This window comes from Acinetobacter lwoffii, assembly GCF_019343495.1.
Taxonomy (GTDB): domain Bacteria; phylum Pseudomonadota; class Gammaproteobacteria; order Pseudomonadales; family Moraxellaceae; genus Acinetobacter; species Acinetobacter lwoffii_P.
Genome location: NZ_CP072549.1, coordinates 2,034,198 through 2,052,626, shown reverse-complemented (window position 1 = coordinate 2,052,626; position 18,429 = coordinate 2,034,198). Strand labels below are relative to the sequence as shown.

Annotated in this window: 17 protein-coding genes; 8 read left to right on the top strand and 9 right to left on the bottom strand. The window is 43.3% G+C overall.

Annotation, left to right across the window (positions count from 1 at the left end; all coding sequences use genetic code 11):
- Window positions 1-95: 95 nt before the first annotated feature.
- On the top strand, window positions 96-746 hold the full coding sequence (locus J7649_RS09740; RefSeq protein ID WP_138743019.1) for a glutathione S-transferase family protein: 651 nt from the start codon (window positions 96-98) through the stop codon (window positions 744-746).
- A 46-nt stretch (window positions 747-792) separates the two neighbouring features.
- Here J7649_RS09740 and phoR read toward each other — a convergent pair whose 3' ends face one another.
- From phoR to J7649_RS09725, 3 genes are all read right to left on the bottom strand, one after another.
- Window positions 793-2,151 carry a phosphate regulon sensor histidine kinase PhoR gene (phoR, locus tag J7649_RS09735; RefSeq protein WP_148334838.1) on the bottom strand — a complete coding sequence of 453 codons (1,359 nt, stop codon included), beginning with the start codon at window positions 2,149-2,151 and terminating at the stop codon, window positions 793-795.
- A 25-nt stretch (window positions 2,152-2,176) separates the two neighbouring features.
- Window positions 2,177-2,887, bottom strand: coding sequence for a phosphate regulon transcriptional regulator PhoB (gene phoB, locus J7649_RS09730; protein WP_004280972.1), 711 nt, complete (start codon window positions 2,885-2,887; stop codon window positions 2,177-2,179).
- A gap of 249 nt (window positions 2,888-3,136) precedes the next feature.
- Window positions 3,137-3,814, bottom strand: coding sequence for a TetR/AcrR family transcriptional regulator (locus J7649_RS09725; RefSeq protein ID WP_219307689.1), 678 nt, complete (start codon window positions 3,812-3,814; stop codon window positions 3,137-3,139).
- A gap of 223 nt (window positions 3,815-4,037) precedes the next feature.
- Here J7649_RS09725 and J7649_RS09720 point away from each other — a divergent pair, with 223 nt between their 5' ends.
- Window positions 4,038-4,886 (top strand): SDR family NAD(P)-dependent oxidoreductase, encoded by an 849-nt coding sequence (locus tag J7649_RS09720; RefSeq protein WP_219307687.1) that lies wholly within the window; start codon window positions 4,038-4,040, stop codon window positions 4,884-4,886.
- Window positions 4,887-5,000: 114 nt separating this feature from the next.
- Here the strand turns inward: J7649_RS09720 and J7649_RS09715 are convergent, their stop codons facing one another.
- Together J7649_RS09715 and J7649_RS09710 are read right to left on the bottom strand one after the other, a co-directional pair.
- Complete coding sequence (locus J7649_RS09715) at window positions 5,001-6,365, bottom strand: MATE family efflux transporter (protein ID WP_174894090.1); 1,365 nt, start codon at window positions 6,363-6,365, stop codon at window positions 5,001-5,003.
- Window positions 6,366-6,493: 128 nt separating this feature from the next.
- Window positions 6,494-7,648 (bottom strand): methionine aminotransferase, encoded by a 1,155-nt coding sequence (locus J7649_RS09710; RefSeq protein ID WP_034435675.1) that lies wholly within the window; start codon window positions 7,646-7,648, stop codon window positions 6,494-6,496.
- A 246-nt stretch (window positions 7,649-7,894) separates the two neighbouring features.
- On the opposite strand from J7649_RS09710, the gene J7649_RS09705 reads away from it, so the two are divergent.
- From J7649_RS09705 to J7649_RS09695, 3 genes are read left to right on the top strand one after another with little or no spacing between them, the layout of a single operon-like run.
- Window positions 7,895-10,756, top strand: coding sequence for a type VI secretion system Vgr family protein (locus J7649_RS09705; RefSeq protein ID WP_219307677.1), 2,862 nt, complete (start codon window positions 7,895-7,897; stop codon window positions 10,754-10,756).
- A complete protein-coding gene (locus J7649_RS09700) occupies window positions 10,753-12,510 on the top strand; it encodes a glycoside hydrolase family 19 protein (protein WP_219307675.1) in 1,758 nt (585 codons plus the stop codon). Before J7649_RS09705 ends, J7649_RS09700 begins: the two co-directional genes overlap by 4 nt.
- Window positions 12,507-12,899: a hypothetical protein gene (locus J7649_RS09695; protein WP_180181000.1), complete on the top strand. Its 393-nt coding sequence runs from the start codon at window positions 12,507-12,509 to the stop codon at window positions 12,897-12,899. The genes J7649_RS09700 and J7649_RS09695 overlap by 4 nt, the downstream gene beginning before the upstream one ends.
- Window positions 12,900-12,974: 75 nt before the next feature.
- Here J7649_RS09695 and J7649_RS09690 read toward each other — a convergent pair whose 3' ends face one another.
- Window positions 12,975-13,889 (bottom strand): Dyp-type peroxidase, encoded by a 915-nt coding sequence (locus tag J7649_RS09690; RefSeq protein WP_219307673.1) that lies wholly within the window; start codon window positions 13,887-13,889, stop codon window positions 12,975-12,977.
- Between the two features lie 160 nt (window positions 13,890-14,049).
- On the opposite strand from J7649_RS09690, the gene J7649_RS09685 reads away from it, so the two are divergent.
- Complete coding sequence (locus J7649_RS09685) at window positions 14,050-14,670, top strand: LysE family transporter (RefSeq protein ID WP_004280977.1); 621 nt, start codon at window positions 14,050-14,052, stop codon at window positions 14,668-14,670.
- A gap of 74 nt (window positions 14,671-14,744) precedes the next feature.
- Here the strand turns inward: J7649_RS09685 and znuB are convergent, their stop codons facing one another.
- From znuB to J7649_RS09670, 3 genes are read right to left on the bottom strand one after another with little or no spacing between them, the layout of a single operon-like run.
- The gene (gene znuB / locus J7649_RS09680) at window positions 14,745-15,545 is read right to left on the bottom strand and encodes a zinc ABC transporter permease subunit ZnuB (protein WP_219307670.1); all 801 of its coding nucleotides are present in this window, start codon (window positions 15,543-15,545) and stop codon (window positions 14,745-14,747) included.
- A 3-nt stretch (window positions 15,546-15,548) separates the two neighbouring features.
- The gene (gene znuC, locus J7649_RS09675) at window positions 15,549-16,331 is read right to left on the bottom strand and encodes a zinc ABC transporter ATP-binding protein ZnuC (RefSeq protein WP_005105130.1); all 783 of its coding nucleotides are present in this window, start codon (window positions 16,329-16,331) and stop codon (window positions 15,549-15,551) included.
- On the bottom strand, window positions 16,313-16,810 hold the full coding sequence (locus tag J7649_RS09670; RefSeq protein WP_004280980.1) for a transcriptional repressor: 498 nt from the start codon (window positions 16,808-16,810) through the stop codon (window positions 16,313-16,315). The genes znuC and J7649_RS09670 overlap by 19 nt, the downstream gene beginning before the upstream one ends.
- Window positions 16,811-16,956: 146 nt before the next feature.
- Here J7649_RS09670 and J7649_RS09665 point away from each other — a divergent pair, with 146 nt between their 5' ends.
- Window positions 16,957-17,793, top strand: a complete 837-nt coding sequence (locus J7649_RS09665) for a metal ABC transporter solute-binding protein, Zn/Mn family (protein WP_219307669.1) — start codon at window positions 16,957-16,959, stop codon at window positions 17,791-17,793.
- Window positions 17,794-17,967: 174 nt separating this feature from the next.
- A complete protein-coding gene (locus J7649_RS09660) occupies window positions 17,968-18,360 on the top strand; it encodes an ATP synthase subunit I (protein WP_004280982.1) in 393 nt (130 codons plus the stop codon).
- Window positions 18,361-18,429: the final 69 nt, after the last annotated feature.

Below are 18,429 nucleotides of genomic sequence, written 5' to 3'. Positions count from 1 at the left end.
AGAATACATATCATTACAGTCATCAAAAAATGAGCTAGAGTCTGCTGCTTTTTGTTATGCTCAAAAAGTAAGAACAATAAAATCATGAGTCTAATATGCGTGTTTTACATCATCTTGAACAATCACGATCATTTCGTATTCTGTGGGCTATGGAAGAATTAGGACTGGATTACGAGGTTAAATACTATAAACGTCAGCCCAACCTTTCTGCGCCACCGGCCTTAAAACAGATTCATCCGCTGGGCAAAGCTCCGATTCTGGTCGATCAATCGCAGGTACTGGCAGAATCTGCGGCGATCCTGGAATATTTGCAGGAAACTTATGATGAAATGCAGCAGTTTCGCCCAGAAGATATTGCTGACAAGGCCCAGTACCGTTACTGGATGCACTATGCGGAAGGCTCGTTAATGCCGCTGCTGGTGATGCAACTAGTGATGACCACTGTACCAAAACATACCCCGTTGCTGATTCGACCAGTCGCCAAGAAAATCTGTGATGGAGTGAAGAAGCAGTTTGTACAGAGCCGTTTAAAAGATCATATCCAGTTTCTGGAAAGCTATTTGAGCGAGCATGATTATTTTGCCGGACACTTCAGTTTTGCCGACATTCAGATGAGTTTTCCTTTGGAGGCGATGCAAAGCCGGACAGGCCAAAGTTATCCAGCGATTCAGGCCTATCTGAAACGGGTCTCGCAACGTGCTGCCTATGCGCGTGCACTGTCCAAAGAAAAACAGATCAGCTCTTAAACGCTTAAAAGAAAAGGTGCCGATGGCACCTTTTCTGATGGTTGTATTACTCTGGAAAGCTGAGACGCTCTTTGGGGAAAATCACCTTAAAGGTAGAGCCTTGGTTTTCCTTGGACTCAATTTCCAGATGTGCCTGATGTTGCATCAGCACATGTTTGACGATGGCAAGTCCCAAACCGGTACCCCCAGTACGGCGGCTGCGGTCTGAATCGATGCGGTAAAAACGCTCGGTCAGACGTGGCAGATGTTTGGGATCAATGCCGATGCCGTTATCTTGCACGACAAAATAGGCCGATTCACCATCATCATGCCAGCCGATGGTGATGGTACCGCCTTTAGGCGTGTACTTGATGGCATTGGTGATCAGGTTGCTAAAGGCGCTGGCCAGTTCCATATCTGAACCGATCAAATCGCAATGACTGTCAATGTCCAGATTTAGGGTATGACCATAATCAATATTATAGGCCTGGGCATCATCAAATAGCTGGTTCATCAGACTCGGCATTTCAATGATCTGGTTTTTGGCAATATTTTTATCATTTTCCAGACGTGACAGCAGCAACAGATCGTTGACCAGTGCATTCATGCGTCGGGTTTGCGACTGCATCTGATCAAAAGCGCGTTTCCAGCGTGGATTGATATCTTCCTGATCGGTAAAGGTTTCAATATAGCCACTGAGCACGGTCAAAGGAGTGCGCAGTTCATGTGAAATATTGTCGACAAAATCCTTTCGCATCTGTTCCAGATTGTGCATCCGGGTCACATCATAAGCGACCAGTACCCGACTTTCTCCGCCAAAACGGGTCATTTTGACCTGCACATAATGGTCTTCAAACAGCGAAGAACGCATTTTCAGGCCGTCCGGGGATTCATCAATATGGTGATAGTATTCGATAAAGCTTGGTTGGCGTAACAAGGTCAGGATATTACGGCGACGGTCATCACTGGAGATTCCGAGCAGACGTTCGGCTGCCGGATTCCACCATTCAATCTGTTGGTTTTCATCAAGTAGTACCACGGCTTCTTGCAAGGCCACCAGCGAAGATTGTGCACGATCAATCAATTCGACCATTTCCGCCTGAACAATCCGTTCCTGACGTTGGGCGCGATAAACATTGAAAAGTAGCGCACCCCAAATCCCGCCAATATTCGGTGGAACATCATAAGGGCGATTGGAAATCCATTCATTGACCAGATATAAGGAACGCATTTGGGTCGCAAAGAATGCCACGAAGGCAATTACGATACAAATCCAGAAATACCCAATCCCAAAACCGATAAAGCTGGCGATAATTAGGAAAAAAGCCAGTAGGCGTAAATCCTGCTTCGCAAAATCCCATAAACTGCTGTAACGGATTCTTTTGTGCTCGCGTGCCAGTTCGGGGACAGGGTAGGGCTCATACATAAAACAAGATTTACCTTAAAAGATATTAACCTAAAGCGACATCTGAACGGGTCGAGAAACGATACCCCGTTCCGCGAACGGTCTGTACAAAACGGTCTACACCATAAGGTTCCAGTACTTTACGCAAACGGCGGATATGCACATCGATGGTCCGGTCTTCAATATAGACGTTACCGCCCCAAACCTGATCCAGCAATTGCGCACGGGTATAGGCACGTTCAGGATGGGTCATGAAGAAGGCCAGCAAACGGTATTCAGTTGGCCCCATTTCCAGAATGTTGTTACCAAAATTCACCCGCTGGCTGACCGGATCCAGAATCAGGCCATTGGCATCAATGGTTTTTTCACCACTCAGGGCATTGGCGCGGCGAAGCACCGCCTTAATCCGCGAGACCAATTCCCGCGTCGAGAATGGTTTGGTCATGTAGTCATCGGCACCGGCATCCAGACCTTGTACCTTGTGGTCTTCTTCACCGCGCGCTGTGAGCATGATCACCGGAATTTCTGACAGGCTTTCATCACGTTTCAGACGACGACACAGGTCCACACCGCTGACACCACCCGGCATCATCCAGTCCAGCAAAATCAGTGCCGGACGCTGATCCACAATCATCTGATGCGCCTGCTTGGCATCTTCTGCCTGTAAGCACTGAAAACCGGCCATATCCAGAGAGGTATGGATCATTTCCCGAATCGGGAGCTCGTCATCGACGATTAATATGTAGTCATCTTTCACAACGCAATACCCTATTTCATGTAAACGGTGAACCGTTTTATATTTATGACAGGCTTATTACAAAGACTAATTATGACAGTATCATTGCAGAAAGGGAAAAACTGCTGAAATTCGAAAAGATTTGTGACAAATATAGCGCAGAAACTTGTTAAAAAATCATAAATTAATTTTACTCATTTCCGTAGTGCAGCATAAATTTGTAACTCACTGGTAAATGCAGGAAAGCCTATTAAGCACAGGATTTAACAGTTATTTTTTCTCTGAAAATGACTCGAGCAGCGCCAAAAAAACCACACTACAGGATGATAAAACTTCCTCAAGCGAATGCTTAAAACCGCTCATCACCCAACGAATGGCAATTTGGGTGACATAACCATTTAAACCGGTCGACACCAGGGAAATTTCCTGCTCACTGCGATTTAACTGCGGCATCATCAACATGACAAAGGCATGAATCATGCGGTCGAAACGTGACATGGTTTCATGAATAGTGGCCTGATTATGCAGTTCCTGCACCAGCATGGCATCAATATAAATGATCCTGGCCATACGTGGATTGTCACGCAGGGTAGTGAGCAAAGCGGTCAGACCCGCCTCGATCATTTTTTTTGGATCGGTGGAGGCCTGCATCATGGCCTGCATGACATTCTGTTGCAGCTCATCAATCAGTTTTAAGAAAATGGTCTGAAACAAATGTTCGCTTTTCTTGAAAGATTCGTAAAAATAACGTTCGGTCAGCTTGGCTTCATTGCAGATATCTTTGACCGTAACTGAAAAAAAGCCGTGACGGCCATAGGCTTCAATCCCCGCTTCGATCAGCTTTTCACGACGTGCCTGCTGCCTTTCAGCCATCGACAGGCCTTTAAACTGACGTTCCTTGCTCTTGGAGGGGCGTGATTTTGCTGCTGAGTCGGTTGAATCAGTCATAAGGCCTATGTGCTCATCTGCATGAAGATTTTGAATATCTTAGCAATAAATCACGCTTAGACCTATATAGAAATGCTCCCCTGAAATTTGGCCTCTAAGGACATGGGATAATTATTGACAATATATATTGTCAAAACTATATTGAGGATCTGTGCTAGCTCCTGAAACAACAGAACAAGATCCTGCTGTCATGGAATGGCAGTTCTTTACATAAGGAAATTGAATGAAAAATTTTAAAAATAAAGTCGCTGCGATTACCGGTGCCGGTTCAGGTATTGGCCAGCAACTGGCGGTATTACTGGCCCAGCAAGGTTGTCATTTGGCGCTGAGTGATATCAATGAACAGGGTCTGGCGCAAACGCTCGAATTGCTCAAAGAAAGTGATGTCCATGTCACCATTCAGAAAGTAAACGTAGCTGAACTGGAACAGGTGCGTAACTGGGCGGCACAGGTCGAACAGGATCATGGCAGTGTCAATATGATCTTTAACAACGCTGGCGTTGCGCTGGGTTCAACCGTTGAAGGGGCGTCTTATGAAGAACTAGAATGGATTGTCGGAATCAATTTCTGGGGCGTAGTTTACGGAACCAAAGAATTTCTGCCACTGATCAAGAAAACCGGCGATGGGCATGTCATCAATATTTCCAGCCTGTTTGGTTTAACGGCGCAGCCGACCCAGTCTGCTTATAATGCGACCAAGTTTGCGGTACGTGGTTTTACTGAATCCCTGCGTCAGGAACTGGATCTGGAAAATTGTGGGGTGAGTGCACTGTGTGTACATCCGGGCGGTATCCGTACCAATATTGCCAATGCTGCAAAAATGAATAACAGCCTGCTGACTTTAGGTATGAATCCGGAAAAATCAGCCCGTAATTTTAATAAATTATTGCGTTGTCCACCTGCAGAAGCCGCTCGTCAAATTCTGGAGGCGGTACAAAAAGACAAGCGCCGTCTGCTGATCGGTAATGATGCCAAAGCAATTGACCTGATTCAGCGGATCTTGCCGACCGGTTATCAGCATGTCACTGCACTGGCGACCCAGTTTGGCAAAAAGAAGAAAAAATCTGCTTAAAAAATTGCAGAACAGACCCGCGAAAGCGGGTTTTTTATCGCTGTAATAGGGTCTATTTTTTGCGACTAAGAGTGTTAGCTACTGTAATACTTCTAGGTACATAAAACCTTGCATCTAAATCAACGCTTCAACCGTTTTTTTCTTCCAGACAAACTGATAATACAGTCCCTGCAAAATACACAGGCTGACAAAGGCCAATGCATAGGCATACCAGATACCTTCCAGGCCCCACCACTGACTAAAAAGATAAGCGGCGGGAACTTCAATACAGAGAATGGCAAAAATATTAATCAGCATTGGCATGGTCACCGTTCCACTTGAGCGCATGATCGAAGCAAAAATGGCACTGGCGCCAAAAAACAGAATTGACCACAGCACAATAAATAGCAGTTGTTGTCCCAGTACTACAACCTTAGGATCGGTAATAAACAGTGCCATCAGATATTTGGAGAACAGGTATGCCAGAATCACCAGACCGCCGGTAAACAGGATATTCATACTCAGCGCAGTCCGTGTGACTTTATTGAGTAGATCCGATTTACCTGCGCCAATCGCTTGAGCACCAAATACAGACGCGGCAATCGCAATCGACAAAGCGGGAAATTGAATATAATTTAAGACCTGATTGACCGCACCATAAGCGGCTGTTGCTTCTGCGCCATAACGATTGACCAGCCCGACAATCACCAGTCCGGCAACTGAAGTCGTGACCATTTGTACCCCAGTCGGAACCCCCAGTTTCAAGATCATTCTGCTCAACTGTGGCTGATGACGAATATTTTTTAATAAAGCCCAGTCGAGCTTGAGCGGGTGCTGTCTATAGTTCAAATACAGGATTAAAAACAACAGGACCGCCAGATTTCCCAGAATGGTGGCAATCGCCGGCGAGATAATGCCCATTTTAGGAAAGCCAAAATAACCGGCAATCAGGACCGGTGTCACCACTAAACCCACCCCAATGGTAAGTGCGGAAGCAAACAGGGGGGTGGTACTATCCCCAACGCCACGCAAGATGGAGGTATAAATAATATAGATAAAAATTAAGGGACTACCCGCCAGCATCCATTGTACATAGGGCAAGGACAAATGCATTACATCAGGATCTGTGCCAAGGGCCAAAAGAATATTCTCAGCAAAAATTACCCCGAAAAGCGCAATCAAACTTCCGCCAATCAAGGTCATAAATAAAGTTGAACCGACCACACAGCGCACTTTTTCTATATTTTTTCCACCCCAAGCCTGTCCAATCAATACGGTAGAACCGGCAGATAAACCAATCACAAAGGCCATCAGACAAAACAGGATCGGGAAAAAAACGGCAACAGCAGCAATCGCATTCACTCCGAGCATTTGTCCCACAAAAACCGTATTGATCGTGCCGGAGAGACTTTGCAGGATATTGGTCGCAATTAATGGCAACAGAAATACCAGAAAGGCTTTCCATAAATTCTGTTGATGAATCAGTGAGTGCTGTGCCATGCGACATCCTGTGATTGAATTATCATCTATTTGTTGATGCAGCTATTATTCGGCAGAATGTAAAAAAAAGCCTTAGCTTTTAAGTAACTAAGGCATTTATTTTATGAGATTTTTAGTTAAAAAATGAGTTAAACCTTTGAAAGAATTTGACCTGCCTGGATCAAGGTTTGTTCTTTTTTTGCAAAGCAAAACCTGAGCAAGCGTAAATCTGTAGGAGGATGCTGGTAGAACGCAGAGACTGGAATCGCGACAATCCCATGTTGTTCTGCCAGAAAATGGCACATGGATAAATCATCGAGCTCAGGCCGAATCTCTGAATAATCTAAGTTCTGGAAATAAGTCCCTTGAGAAGGTGTCCATTTAAAGCGTGACGTTTCAATGGATGAGTTAAATAAATCCCGTTTGTTTTGATAGAAAGAGGACAGTTCAGGTATATGCTCAGGATGCAGTTGCATATATTCCGCCAAGGCAACCTGAACGGGCGTCACACCACAGAAACTGGCAAACTGATAAATCTGTCTGAACATTTTCATCAGTGCGGGTGCAGCAATACAAAATCCGGTTTTCCAGCCAGTGACATGGAAGGTTTTACCAAAAGAACCAATCACAAAACTCCGCTCACGAAGTTCTGGAAATGACCAGGCCGAATAGTGCTGAACGCCGTCAAAAACCAGATGTTCGTAGACTTCATCGGACAGCACCACAATATTGCGCTCGCGAATCAGCTCGATCAGTTGCTGCCAGTCTGCCTTGGACCAGACACTACCACTCGGATTATGTGGAGTATTTACCACAATCATGCGGGTACGGTCATTAATGGTATCTTTGACCTGATTCCAGTCCACAGAAAAATCAGGATGCTGCAAAGCAATATGCACTGGCTTTGCCCCGACCAGTTGTACCGCAGGGCCATAACTGTCATAGCTCGGGTCGAAAATAATTACTTCTTCACCGGCGCGCACTGTGGCCTGAATGGCACAAAAAATCGCAATCGTGGCCCCAGGCGTAATCGTGATTTCCTCGAAAGGATCAATCATCAGTTGATCACGCTGCTGATAGAGATCTGCCACTAGACCTCGCAAGACTGGCAGACCATCTCCCGGAGCGTACTGGTTAAATCCATTCTGGCTAGCCCGGTTTAAAGCTTCAATCAAGGCAGGAGGCGCTGCAAAGTCTGGAAATCCTTGAGAAAGATTCAAGGCTCCGAGTTTTTGTGCCAAGGCCGACATGGTACTAAAAATGGTCACGCCCAAATCGGGTAATTTAGAAGGGAGTTCCAGCATGTCCTTGGCCTTGAAGAATGAGATCTGAATGAGTGTAGCAGCAAGTTCCGTATAGGATAATCGGAAAAATAGGGAATATTGAGCAATATTTTTAATTAAGATGTACCACATGCAATTTAAGATTTTTAATTGAAGGGCCATAAATTAAAGGCCTAATTATGTGAAATGCATCGTGAACTGGACGAAATGGATAACTTTTCCTAAAATCTGCCGCACAATAATAAAGCTTAAAATTATAACTATAAAATGCCAAAACCTATCCATATGCTGGTGGAGCAGCTCGGGCTTAAGCGACAGCATCGTGCGCTACATTTACAGTTTTCACATCCTCCTTTAAATCATCAGGTTTTGATTCAGCGTATTGAGGGTCAGCATCAGATCAATCAAGGCCTGCAGGCTGAACTGATCTGTCTTTCCACTCATGCTCATATTGCCTTGAAACAGTTTATCGGCTGTCGGGTGGCCATTGATCAGGTCACAGACCGGGGTGAACTTTTCCGGACTACGGGCATTATTACTGCAGCCAGTCAAGGGCAGAATGATGGAGCTTTGACCCTGTATAAATTGACGCTAAATGATCCGACTGCACTCTGGCAGAAGCGCCGTAACAGTCGGGTTTTTATGAATAAGACGGTGCGCGAGATCAGTGAAATCCTGTTCAGTGAATGGCAAAACAGAAGTGTATTATTCGCGGCCAGTCTCAGCCTGGATTTGACAGGACTCAGCCGGGACTATGATGTCCGACCTTTTGTAATGCAGTCGAATGAATCGGATTATGATTTTCTGACCCGTTTATGGCGTAGCGAAGGAATTAACTGGCTGATTGATGAAAGGCAATTAACTGTGCCTGTATCAGCCAGCGAGATTCAAGATCAGCTTTTAAAACTGGTAGATCATTCCCAATATTTTTCAGCTTTAAAACGCCGCTCCATCCGGTTTCATCGCAGTCATGCCACCGAACAGCTCGACACGCTGAACAGTCTGATTGCGGTACGTCAGCTCAATCCGAATAGTACCCAGACCCAGCGTTGGCATGCCCAGCAACTTGCCCAGGATCAAAGCCAGCCTTTATTCAGTAATCATCAGCAAAGTGATATCCATGCAAATGCCACTCTTCAGCTTGAAGATGCGTGGAACATCAGTCCGGCCTGGACCGGCGACTTAAATCATGAGGATCAGGTGACAGCATCTGGTATAGCCCAACTGGATCGACTCAATCAGCAGCTCAGTGACTATCATGCTTTGCAGTCCAAATATTTTAAAGCCAGTAGCAGCGTACGAGATGCTCAGGTTGGATACTGGTTTGAACTGCAACAGCATCCTGAAATTGATCAGCATCCTGCCCATCAACGTGAATTTCTGATTTTAGCTAAGCGGTTTTATAACCAGAACAATTTACCCAAAGATATCTTATCTCAGCTGGACAGTTTGCTTGAGAAGAGCGGCTGGCAGATGACACAGGAGGAACGACAGGCCAATGAACTACAGATGGTGCGCCGTGAAATCCAGGTTGTTCCTGAGTACCACCCCTTCATTCATCGGCCTGCTGCATATCCGCAACGGGCTCGAGTGGTCGGACCTGAAGGTGAAACGATTCATGTCGATGCATGGGGGCGGGTGAAAGTTCGTTTTCTGTTTACCCGGAGTGAGGATCATCAGCATGATGGCGGCGCAGGTAGCAATGACAATGATAGTGATTCTGCCTGGGTGGATGTTTTGACCCCTTGGGCGGGTGAGGGTTATGGCATCAGGTTGCATCCGCGAATTGGCGAAATTGTAGTGATTGACTTCTTTGAAGGTGATATCGACCGGCCCTTTGTGGTGGGACGGATTCATGAAGCAGAACGGCATCCGACCATGTTTGATGCAAAAGGAGAACTTCCTGCGACCAAAAAACTCAGTGGCATCCGTTCTCAGGAGGTCGATGGGGATGGCTTTAACCAGTTGCGTTTCGATGATACCCCTGAACAGATTAGTGCGCAGCTGCAAAGTAGTCATGCAGCCAGTCAGCTCAATCTGGGAAATCTAAGCCATCCTAAAGAAAGTGAAAGCAGCGAAGGTCGAGGAGAAGGTTTTGAACTAAGGACAGACCAGTGGGGTGCCATACGTGCAGGAAAAGGCTTATTAATCTCCACTTATCGGCAAGATTCAGCCGCAGGCAATCACCTGGATGCGAGTCGTGCCAAAGAGCAGATTGAATCGAATCTCGATCATAGTAAAGCCTTGAGTGATATTGCTGAACAACAGCAGACTGATCCGCTGCAATTTTTTGATAGTTTAAAACAGTTTCTGAGTCAGATTGAAGCTGAAGATCAAGCCAAGGCCATCGCATTTAAACAGGCCGTGATGTTATTAACTGCCCCCCAAACGATTGCACTGAGCACAAATGAAAATATTCATTTATCCGCTGATCAGCAAATCAATCAGAGTGCCGGGAATAATATTCATTTATCCACACAGAAATCTTTAGTTGCTCATGCACAGGACAAGATCAGTTTATTTGCTGCTCAAGAGGGTGCGAGTCTCTATGCTGCTCAAGGAAAAATTGAACTACAAGCCCAAGATGATGCGATTGAAGCGATTGCCCGCAAGGTAATCAAGCTTATTTCGACTGAAGACAAGATCGAAATCACCAGTCCGAAAGAGATTGTACTGACCGCTGGAGGGTCTCAAATTAAGATCAATGGTGGTGGAGTGGTGGTCACAACTGGTGGGAAATTTGAGTGTAAGGCCGGGCAGCATCTGTTTACGAAAGGTCAAAATATTATTGAACAAAAAATAAATCTTCCAAAAATGAAAACATTATTCAGTAATAAAATTAACTATCAGTGGACTAACCAGTCTGCAGGAGAAAAAGAAATTTTTATTCTAAATAAGTTGGATGGGAACTTAATTAAAACTAAGAAGTCTGTATTAAATGAAAATAATCAATTAAGTACTTTAAGATTCTATACCTCTCAACCCACAGATTTCGTGGCTTTAGGATTTAATTCTTTACAAACTCATCTCATTCAAGACTTAGATAATGAAAGTATTGATGAACTATTGAATGAGATAGAAGAAAGGGATTTAGAGGATGATGTATATACTGAAGAGGATGTCGAATGATGAGCAATTTAGTTACCATAACATCAAAAATTTATGATGCTTCAGGAAAATATGTCATTAATTTAAAAGTTAAATCACGCTATAAAGGTTCATCGAGAGAAAATACAAATAAAACAGATAAAGATGGTTTATTTATATTTCAGGGTTCACCAAATCGAACTGTGGAAATTTTAGCTAAGCCACCTAATGTGGAAGATTATATCGTTATTAAAACGATTGATTCTTCAATCATTTCTTCTAGAAAGAATCCTGTAAAAGTATCCTTGCCTAAAAGTATAGAGGAGTATCATAAAGAAAAAGTGATGCCTACTACAAAAGGTATAGTTACGACTTTATTTAAAATAATAGACTGCAATGAGAAAATATTAACGAGTTTCCCGGTAAAATCTCGCCCTAAAGGAAAACAAAGTTCATTTGAACGTCATACCAATGAGCAGGGCATTGTAGAGGTGGTATCTTCACCTAATCGAGATATTGAAATTCTAGTTTTGACTTCAAATGATGAGTTTGCTCTAAAAGGTGCTGTTAACTCTGAGCATGGCTCTCAAATACCACAAATAATTAAACTAGACGAACCCTGCGAAAACTTTAAAAGTCAATCAAATATCCAACTTCTAGATAGAGAAGGAAATAGTTATATCGTTGAAAATACAAAGATCGAGATACTTTATCTAGGAAATAAGATAACAAAAATTTCAAATACCTCTGATGGTAAATTTTCATTTCCAAGCATGATTGGAGAAAAAATACAGATCACGGTATTTAAACCTGATGGTAATCCCTTGGAACCGAAAACTCATGTGGTAAAAAGAATTAAAGAAGATGCCATAAAAATGAAATTAGATGTGGACTTAACGGTAGGTCGAACTGTACTAAATAAGCCAAGAATAGAGAAAAATTTAAAAATAAGTAAATGTGTCTGTAATAGGGATATTTCAGCAGAAGAATTTAAAAAAATAACAACTAGTGCCACAGCTATAAGCTTTCTTAATGATTTAAATGAACAATTTAAAAAACTTAATATGATTAATTGTCTTGAAAAGGCTCATTTTATAGCACACACATTACATGAAACTGCAAGTTATTCTTTGCTAGAAGAAGGATTAGGTGGTAAATCTGAAAGTGAAGTTTATGATGGCTATAAAGGACGTGGCTTAATGCAATTAACCTATAAAAATAATTATGAGCTTTATGGGTTAGCAGTGAATGAAAACTTTTTAGGAAATAATAAACATAGAATTGCTAAAGAAAAAAAACATGCTGTAGGTTCTGCAGTATGGTATTGGCATCATTCTAAAGCTGGCAATTTGAGTCCTCATGCCATTAATAATGATTTAATAGCAACTTGTGCTTTAATTAATGGCGGATATAACGGATTTGATGATAGAGAGAAATACTATAAAAGAGCTGTAATCGCTCTTAATATAAAAACCTGTTTAAATTTAGATAAGAAAATAGTTGATAATCTTGATAATTATACGAAATTTGAAAATAGTTATATTTATTTTAATAAAATTGGTGAATGCTTTGGATGGGGTTTATGGAGTGATCCTGCTGGTTACAAAAAAGGAAAATTAAAAAACTCTAATGAGTCAAAAAAAGGATACTCAAGATTTCTAGAAATGTGTAAAGACAAAGATTATCCTTTTGGTTATAAACAAGATAAGAAAGGGAACAAAGTTGGCAGAAAGAGGTATGGTTATAGTGCGAATTCTGCAATAACATTAGCTAAAAAGAGGTTAAAAGAATTATGAAAAAAATTATACTTATTTTTTTTGCTCTAGTGGTATGTACAAGCGCACAATCAAATGATGAATATTATTGTCTGATAAGTGAAAAGAAATCTATTTTGTTAGTTTCTAGTAAGTATCCTGATATTAATTTTGTAAAATATTATCCCTATTTGAAAAATATTAAAATATCAAGACCTATAAAAGAAAAAAATGTCGATATGGGTGATAATGCTAAGCCTGAAGTCTATAGAACAATGAATGAAATCATTAATGGAGAAATTACTGGGTATTATACTTTTATGTCACAAGGTTATCTTTTATATGATGTCGAATATAAAAATTTAAGAACCAAGAAGACTACTATTTTTAATAAAAGTAACATACATATAGATAATATAAGTTGCTTATAACTCTTTAAATTCTATTTTAATCTTAGTTAAAAAGCATAAATCGAAATAAGATTTATGCTTAATTTTAAAGTGAATTTACAAAACCTCTTCCAGCAACTCCTCACTCGGTGCAAAGTAATAGGCACCATCTAGAGGTGTTACGAAATGAAGCAGACGGTCGTGAATCCCATCGCCAGAGGTACCAAACATACGTTCTAACATAGCATCGATAATCGTAAGGTCTTTGGTGTAGGCAATAAAGAATAGACCCTGGTCACCACGTCCATCACCATAAGGCAGAGAATGACGTAGGATTTCCATTTCTTCGCCTTCTTCATCTTCCACTACAGTACGTGACACGTGCGCATTTTCAGGTTTGACTTCATCATCCAGCTCAATCGATTCAAGCTTGGTACGACCCATAACCTGTTCCTGAGTATCAACTTTTAGCTTTTTCCATTTTTCCAGGTTATGCGCGTAACGTTGGGCAAAAATAAATGAACCATCTTGGAAAATACCTGAATCTTCACCTAATAATGCGACTTCAGCACGATCATCCGGGAATTGCGGATTTTCAGTTCCATCAATAAAGCCAGTTATGTCACGACCATCAAAATAGCGGAAGCAAACCCGCTCATCCAGCACCTGAACCTGATCCTGAATGCCTTCAAAAAAAGCCTGACTGAGCGCAAAACAGATATCAGCACGGGCACTGGCAATATGAATGATCATATCTGCCGGAACCACTGGCATTTCAAATGAACCATGAATGGGCTCAAGCTGTTTAAAGCCTGCAGGAGCTTGATCATAAAGTTTTGCCCACAGTTCAGGACCAAAAGCCACTGCCGTTTTAATTTGTGCTTGAGGATGTTGCGTAATAAGACGATCACGCGAAGTAAAAAGATGTTCGAGTTGTTCTTTTAATTGTTCAATACTCAAATCTTTAAGACGTAAAACAATAAAACGGGCATGATCTGAAGGAAGTGGCAAGATTACCGATTGGGCTGTCATTCATGGCTCCTGTAAGGATAGATCCTGTTTTTAATGTACATATTGTGCCTGAAGCTAGACAGAGTGAATAGTGCAATGCCTTATATTTAAGCAGGTTTTTAGCCTGATTTTATTGGAAAATTCATATAATATTGGGCAAGTTTTGCTGAGTTAAATATTCATGTCCTATCAAATGTGGTTTGCCTATATGTTGGCCTGCTGGGTGATTAGTGTCTCTCCGGGTGCTGGTGCAATTGCATCGATGTCGAGCGGATTGAATTATGGTTTTCGGCATGGTTACTGGAATGCGCTGGGTCTGCAACTGGCTTTACTGGTACAGATTGCAGTGGTTGCAGCAGGCGTGGGAGTTTTGTTTGCGACAACCCCATGGGCATTTTTAGTGGTGAAATGGTTTGGTGTCGGCTATTTATTGTATTTGGCTATTTTGCAATGGAAAGCACCTGTACAATCTATCGAAATTAAACATGAATTGGCGCGAAAATCGAGAGGGAAACTGGTACTGCATGGTTTCTTGGTTAATATCACTAATCCTAAAGCCATCGTATTTTTACTGGCCGTCTTGCCGCAATTTCTGGATTTGTCTAAGCCACAATGGATTCAGTATTTGATTATGGCTGCGACAATGGTGACGATTGATCTGATTGTGATGGCGGGTTATACCGGATTGGCTGCTAAAGTTTTAAGGCTGCTTAGATCGCCGAAACAACAAAAAGTCATGAACCGGACTTTTGCCGGTTTATTTGCAGGTGCTGCATTTTTATTGAGTTTGGTGCATCAATAACGAGTGTTTGCTCTCTCCTTAAAGGAGAGAGGCTGAATAGATCATTAGAAAATCATCATGATTTAACAGAAAGATTAATTCAGCTTTTTAAACTTCTGCACACAGAAGATCAGTGCAAATAGCACCGCCATGGTCAGGACAATGGTTAAACCTGTCGAAGTATTGAGACCTGCACTCGACCATAGGCCCACGGTCACCCCAATTTGCGCAATTACGAATGCCCAGATCACCATTTGTTTTGGTGAATGTGCAAGTAATCGCGCAGTCAGCGCAGGGATCACTAGTAATGCCCCCATCAAGAGTGAACCGACTGCTTTTAGGGCGAGCACGGTAAAGAGCGCCAGCAACAACATAAAGATCAGGCGTTGCCATTTGGCATTTACACCTTCACTGACCGCCATGTCCGGATCAATCGCGATTTGAATCTGCGCTTGCCAGCTCTTATAGAGGACGGCTAAGGCCAGAATAATCACGATAGCAAAGGTGGGTAAGTCCGCCCAAGAAATCGTCAGTAGATCACCAAATAGATAGCTGAGAAGTTCCGGTCTTAAACTCGGTAAATGTTGAATGAACAATAATCCCGAGCAAAGCAGTGTTGCTGAACACAGTGCCAGCAAGGCATCATTCGGCAGGCGCGGATCATGCAGTATCCACAAAATCCCTACCAATAATAAGGCAATAAAAGTTACACCCATCCACAGCGGTAAACTTAAAGCCCCAGCAATGGCAACACCGAGTAAAGTACCGTGTGCCATAGTGTCAGCAAAAAATGACATACGTCGCCAGAGCATGAGACAGCCCAATGGGGCAGTCAGAAATACCAATAGCGTACCCATGATCCATGCAGGTAAAAGGAGTTGTAACCAATCCATCATGGTTTAAGCTTCCGGCTCGGGGTGAATATGAGGACGTGAGTCATGCTGACAGGGGGTGGCAGAATCACCATGTGCGCAATGATCATGATGATGCTGATAGAACACCCGGTTAGTGCCAAAAATTGCCTGGTATTCCGGATGTTGCTGCACGCTTTCTGGCAGGCCGCTACAACAAATATGTTTGTTTAAGCAGACCACACGAGTCGTACCTTGCATCACCCATTGCAGGTCATGTGAAACCATCAGTACGGCACAGCCATATTTTTCCGGCAAGTTACGCACATATTCATACAGTTCAGCTTCGGACTGGATGTCTAGACCCTGCATCGGTTCATCGAGAACTAAAATGTCCGGCTGGCGTAATAAGGCGCGGGCCAATAGCACCCGCTGACGTTCGCCGCCAGACAACTGCTGAACTTTAGAATCTTGCAGTTTACTAATGCCGGTATCGCGGATAATTTCGGTTTTAATCTGGGATGGGCATTTTTCTAGCGCCAATAAATCTTTCACCCGGAGCGGCAAGCTATGTGAGGGATTGAATTTTTGCGGCACATAGGAAAATTTCAGCTTGCGCGCAGTTTTGATTTCACCCGATTGTGGTTTCAGTATGCCCAGCATGACTTTAATCAAGGTCGATTTACCAGCACCATTGGGACCAATCAGCGTGACAATTTCTTTCTCTTGTAACGAGAAATCAATCGCTTTTAAGATATCGCGCTCATCGATTTTAACCCAGATCTTGGAGAGCTGAATCAGGGGAGAGGCACTTAAGCTTTGTTGCGGCACTGCTGACAAATTCCTGAAATTTCGATAATGCTGTGATGTGCCGTGAAGTCGTCCGAGCTGGCCAGTGCATCAAGCTGATCGAGCAGGCCCTGAGCTGACGCTTCTTTCACGGCTTTACATTCGGTACAGATTAAAAAAGCGGCCTGATGCCCTTCGCGCGGATGGCAACAGGGGATATAGGCATTGATCGAGGTCAGGCGATGAATCAGCCCTTTGCTTAATAAAAAATCCAGAGTGCGATACACCGTGGGTGGTGCTGCAGGACGATCACTGGCATTTTTCATTTGTGCCAGCAGATCATAGGCGCCCATCGGGCCATGCGCATTCAGAATGAGTTCCAGCACTTCTTTACGTAAAGGTGTAAGGCGTGCGCCGCTTGCTGCACAAAGACTTTCCGCTTCAGCAAGACGTTGTGCGACATTTGGATGGTCGTGCACGCCGTGCAATGCGTTGTGGTGTTCGTGCGAACAGGAACCCATAGTTCACCTCAAGTGCGAAACTGAAAATTAATAGATTTCAAATCTTAACATGAAGCGTTCTGAGTTTCGATTGGGCATAGGTATTTTTGTATTTTTGTTATATTATAACACTTCCTGATTTTATCGTTTTTAAGTGATTTCTACTCATGTTCCGTCTCCTTGCAATCAGTCTGCTGGCATTGTTCAGTACACTCAGTTGGTCACAAAGTCTGGTGGTGTCTACGCAGCCGATCTATCTGATTGCCAAGAAAATTACCCAAGGTGTGGAACAGCCGACTTTATTGCTGGCCAACCAAAGTGGACATGATGTGAGTCTGACTCCGGCGCATCGAAAAACTATTCAGAATGCAGGTCTGGTGATCTGGCTGGGTCAGGCGCATGAAGCACCCTTGGCCAAAGTGCTGAATGAAAGTAATAAAGGCATTGCACTGTTAGACTCGGGGATATTGACCACCTTGCCGATGCGTAATCCGCGTGGCGAGGCCTTAAAAAATACGGTAGACACGCATGTCTGGCTCGATCCGAATAATGCAGTGCGGATTGGTTTCTTTATTGCGGCGCTACGTTCGCAGCAATTGCCGGAGCATCGTGAACGCTACTGGAAAAATGCCCGTGACTTTGCACAAAACATGTTTGCGACGGTCCAGCGTTATAGTTCAAGCAACAAATCCAAACCTTATTGGTCTTATCACGATGCCTACCAGTATCTGGAACGCCCGTTAAATTTAAAATTTATGGGTGCGCTGACCGATGATCCGCATGTTTCGCCAACCGTAGCCCAAATCAAGTTTTTACAGGATCATCGTCCACAGCGCAAAATGTGTCTGCTGGCCGAAGGTCATGCCAGTGAAAACCAGTACCGCAAACTCAATCCGGTACTGTTCCAGCATGTCGATGAAAGCATGAGCGGGGCAGGGGACTTTGTGCAGGCTTGGCAGCAATTGGCCGCCGAAACCCAGAAATGTGTACTAAATGCACGCTAATGATTTAAAAAATAGACAGATTTTGATTATTTTAACAGCAGTGACCCGATTTAAAAAAACACGACTAAGGTCGGGAAAAGATTGCATGTTCAGGGGTGTAACTCTATAATGCCTGCGATTAAAAATAATCACCTGTTAAACTTGTCAAGCATGATTGCTGTGAGTGAATAAATAATGAGCCGAACTAGTCGCTTGATTGACCGACGATTAGCGAAAGCTTTGGTCCTCCTGCAAGCCTGTATGATCCCTGTTTCAGCCTTGATCGGCTGGGTCGTGAAAGACTCAACCGCAGCCTTGAGTGCAGCATTAGGTGCACTGGTATGTTGGCTCGCGACTTGTTATTTTTCGTGGCAATCGTTTCGAGCAGCAGGAGCCCGCGCGTCTAAACAAGTTCTTTCGAACATGTATAAAGGCTTGATGGGAAAGTTTGCCATTGTGATTGTTGGTTTCATTTTAATTTTAAGCAATGTTAAACCGTTGTCAGCGGTGGCGTTGTTTTGTGGTTTTATACTTGTTCAAGCCATGTCGTGGGTCGCTCCGTTTTGGGCGTCACGTCTACAAAAATGAGTATAAGCACAACAAGAAATTGAAAAGTTTTTCAGGAGCAGGCGAGATATCAAGCAGCACGCGATATTC

Excerpts from the sequence above, each read along its gene's own strand:
- J7649_RS09740 (WP_138743019.1), top strand. The coding sequence starts at position 96 with ATGCGTGTTTTACATCATCTTGAACAATCACGATCATTTCGTATTCTG.
- phoR (WP_148334838.1), bottom strand. The coding sequence starts at position 2,151 with ATGTATGAGCCCTACCCTGTCCCCGAACTGGCACGCGAGCACAAAAGA.
- J7649_RS09725 (WP_219307689.1), bottom strand. The coding sequence starts at position 3,814 with ATGACTGATTCAACCGACTCAGCAGCAAAATCACGCCCCTCCAAGAGC.
- J7649_RS09720 (WP_219307687.1), top strand. The coding sequence starts at position 4,038 with ATGAAAAATTTTAAAAATAAAGTCGCTGCGATTACCGGTGCCGGTTCA.
- J7649_RS09715 (WP_174894090.1), bottom strand. The coding sequence starts at position 6,365 with ATGGCACAGCACTCACTGATTCATCAACAGAATTTATGGAAAGCCTTT.
- J7649_RS09710 (WP_034435675.1), bottom strand. The coding sequence starts at position 7,648 with ATGCTGGAACTCCCTTCTAAATTACCCGATTTGGGCGTGACCATTTTT.
- J7649_RS09705 (WP_219307677.1), top strand. The coding sequence starts at position 7,895 with ATGCCAAAACCTATCCATATGCTGGTGGAGCAGCTCGGGCTTAAGCGA.
- J7649_RS09700 (WP_219307675.1), top strand. The coding sequence starts at position 10,753 with ATGATGAGCAATTTAGTTACCATAACATCAAAAATTTATGATGCTTCA.
- J7649_RS09695 (WP_180181000.1), top strand. The coding sequence starts at position 12,507 with ATGAAAAAAATTATACTTATTTTTTTTGCTCTAGTGGTATGTACAAGC.
- J7649_RS09690 (WP_219307673.1), bottom strand. The coding sequence starts at position 13,889 with ATGACAGCCCAATCGGTAATCTTGCCACTTCCTTCAGATCATGCCCGT.
- J7649_RS09685 (WP_004280977.1), top strand. The coding sequence starts at position 14,050 with ATGTCCTATCAAATGTGGTTTGCCTATATGTTGGCCTGCTGGGTGATT.
- znuB (WP_219307670.1), bottom strand. The coding sequence starts at position 15,545 with ATGATGGATTGGTTACAACTCCTTTTACCTGCATGGATCATGGGTACG.
- J7649_RS09670 (WP_004280980.1), bottom strand. The coding sequence starts at position 16,810 with ATGGGTTCCTGTTCGCACGAACACCACAACGCATTGCACGGCGTGCAC.
- J7649_RS09665 (WP_219307669.1), top strand. The coding sequence starts at position 16,957 with ATGTTCCGTCTCCTTGCAATCAGTCTGCTGGCATTGTTCAGTACACTC.
- J7649_RS09660 (WP_004280982.1), top strand. The coding sequence starts at position 17,968 with ATGAGCCGAACTAGTCGCTTGATTGACCGACGATTAGCGAAAGCTTTG.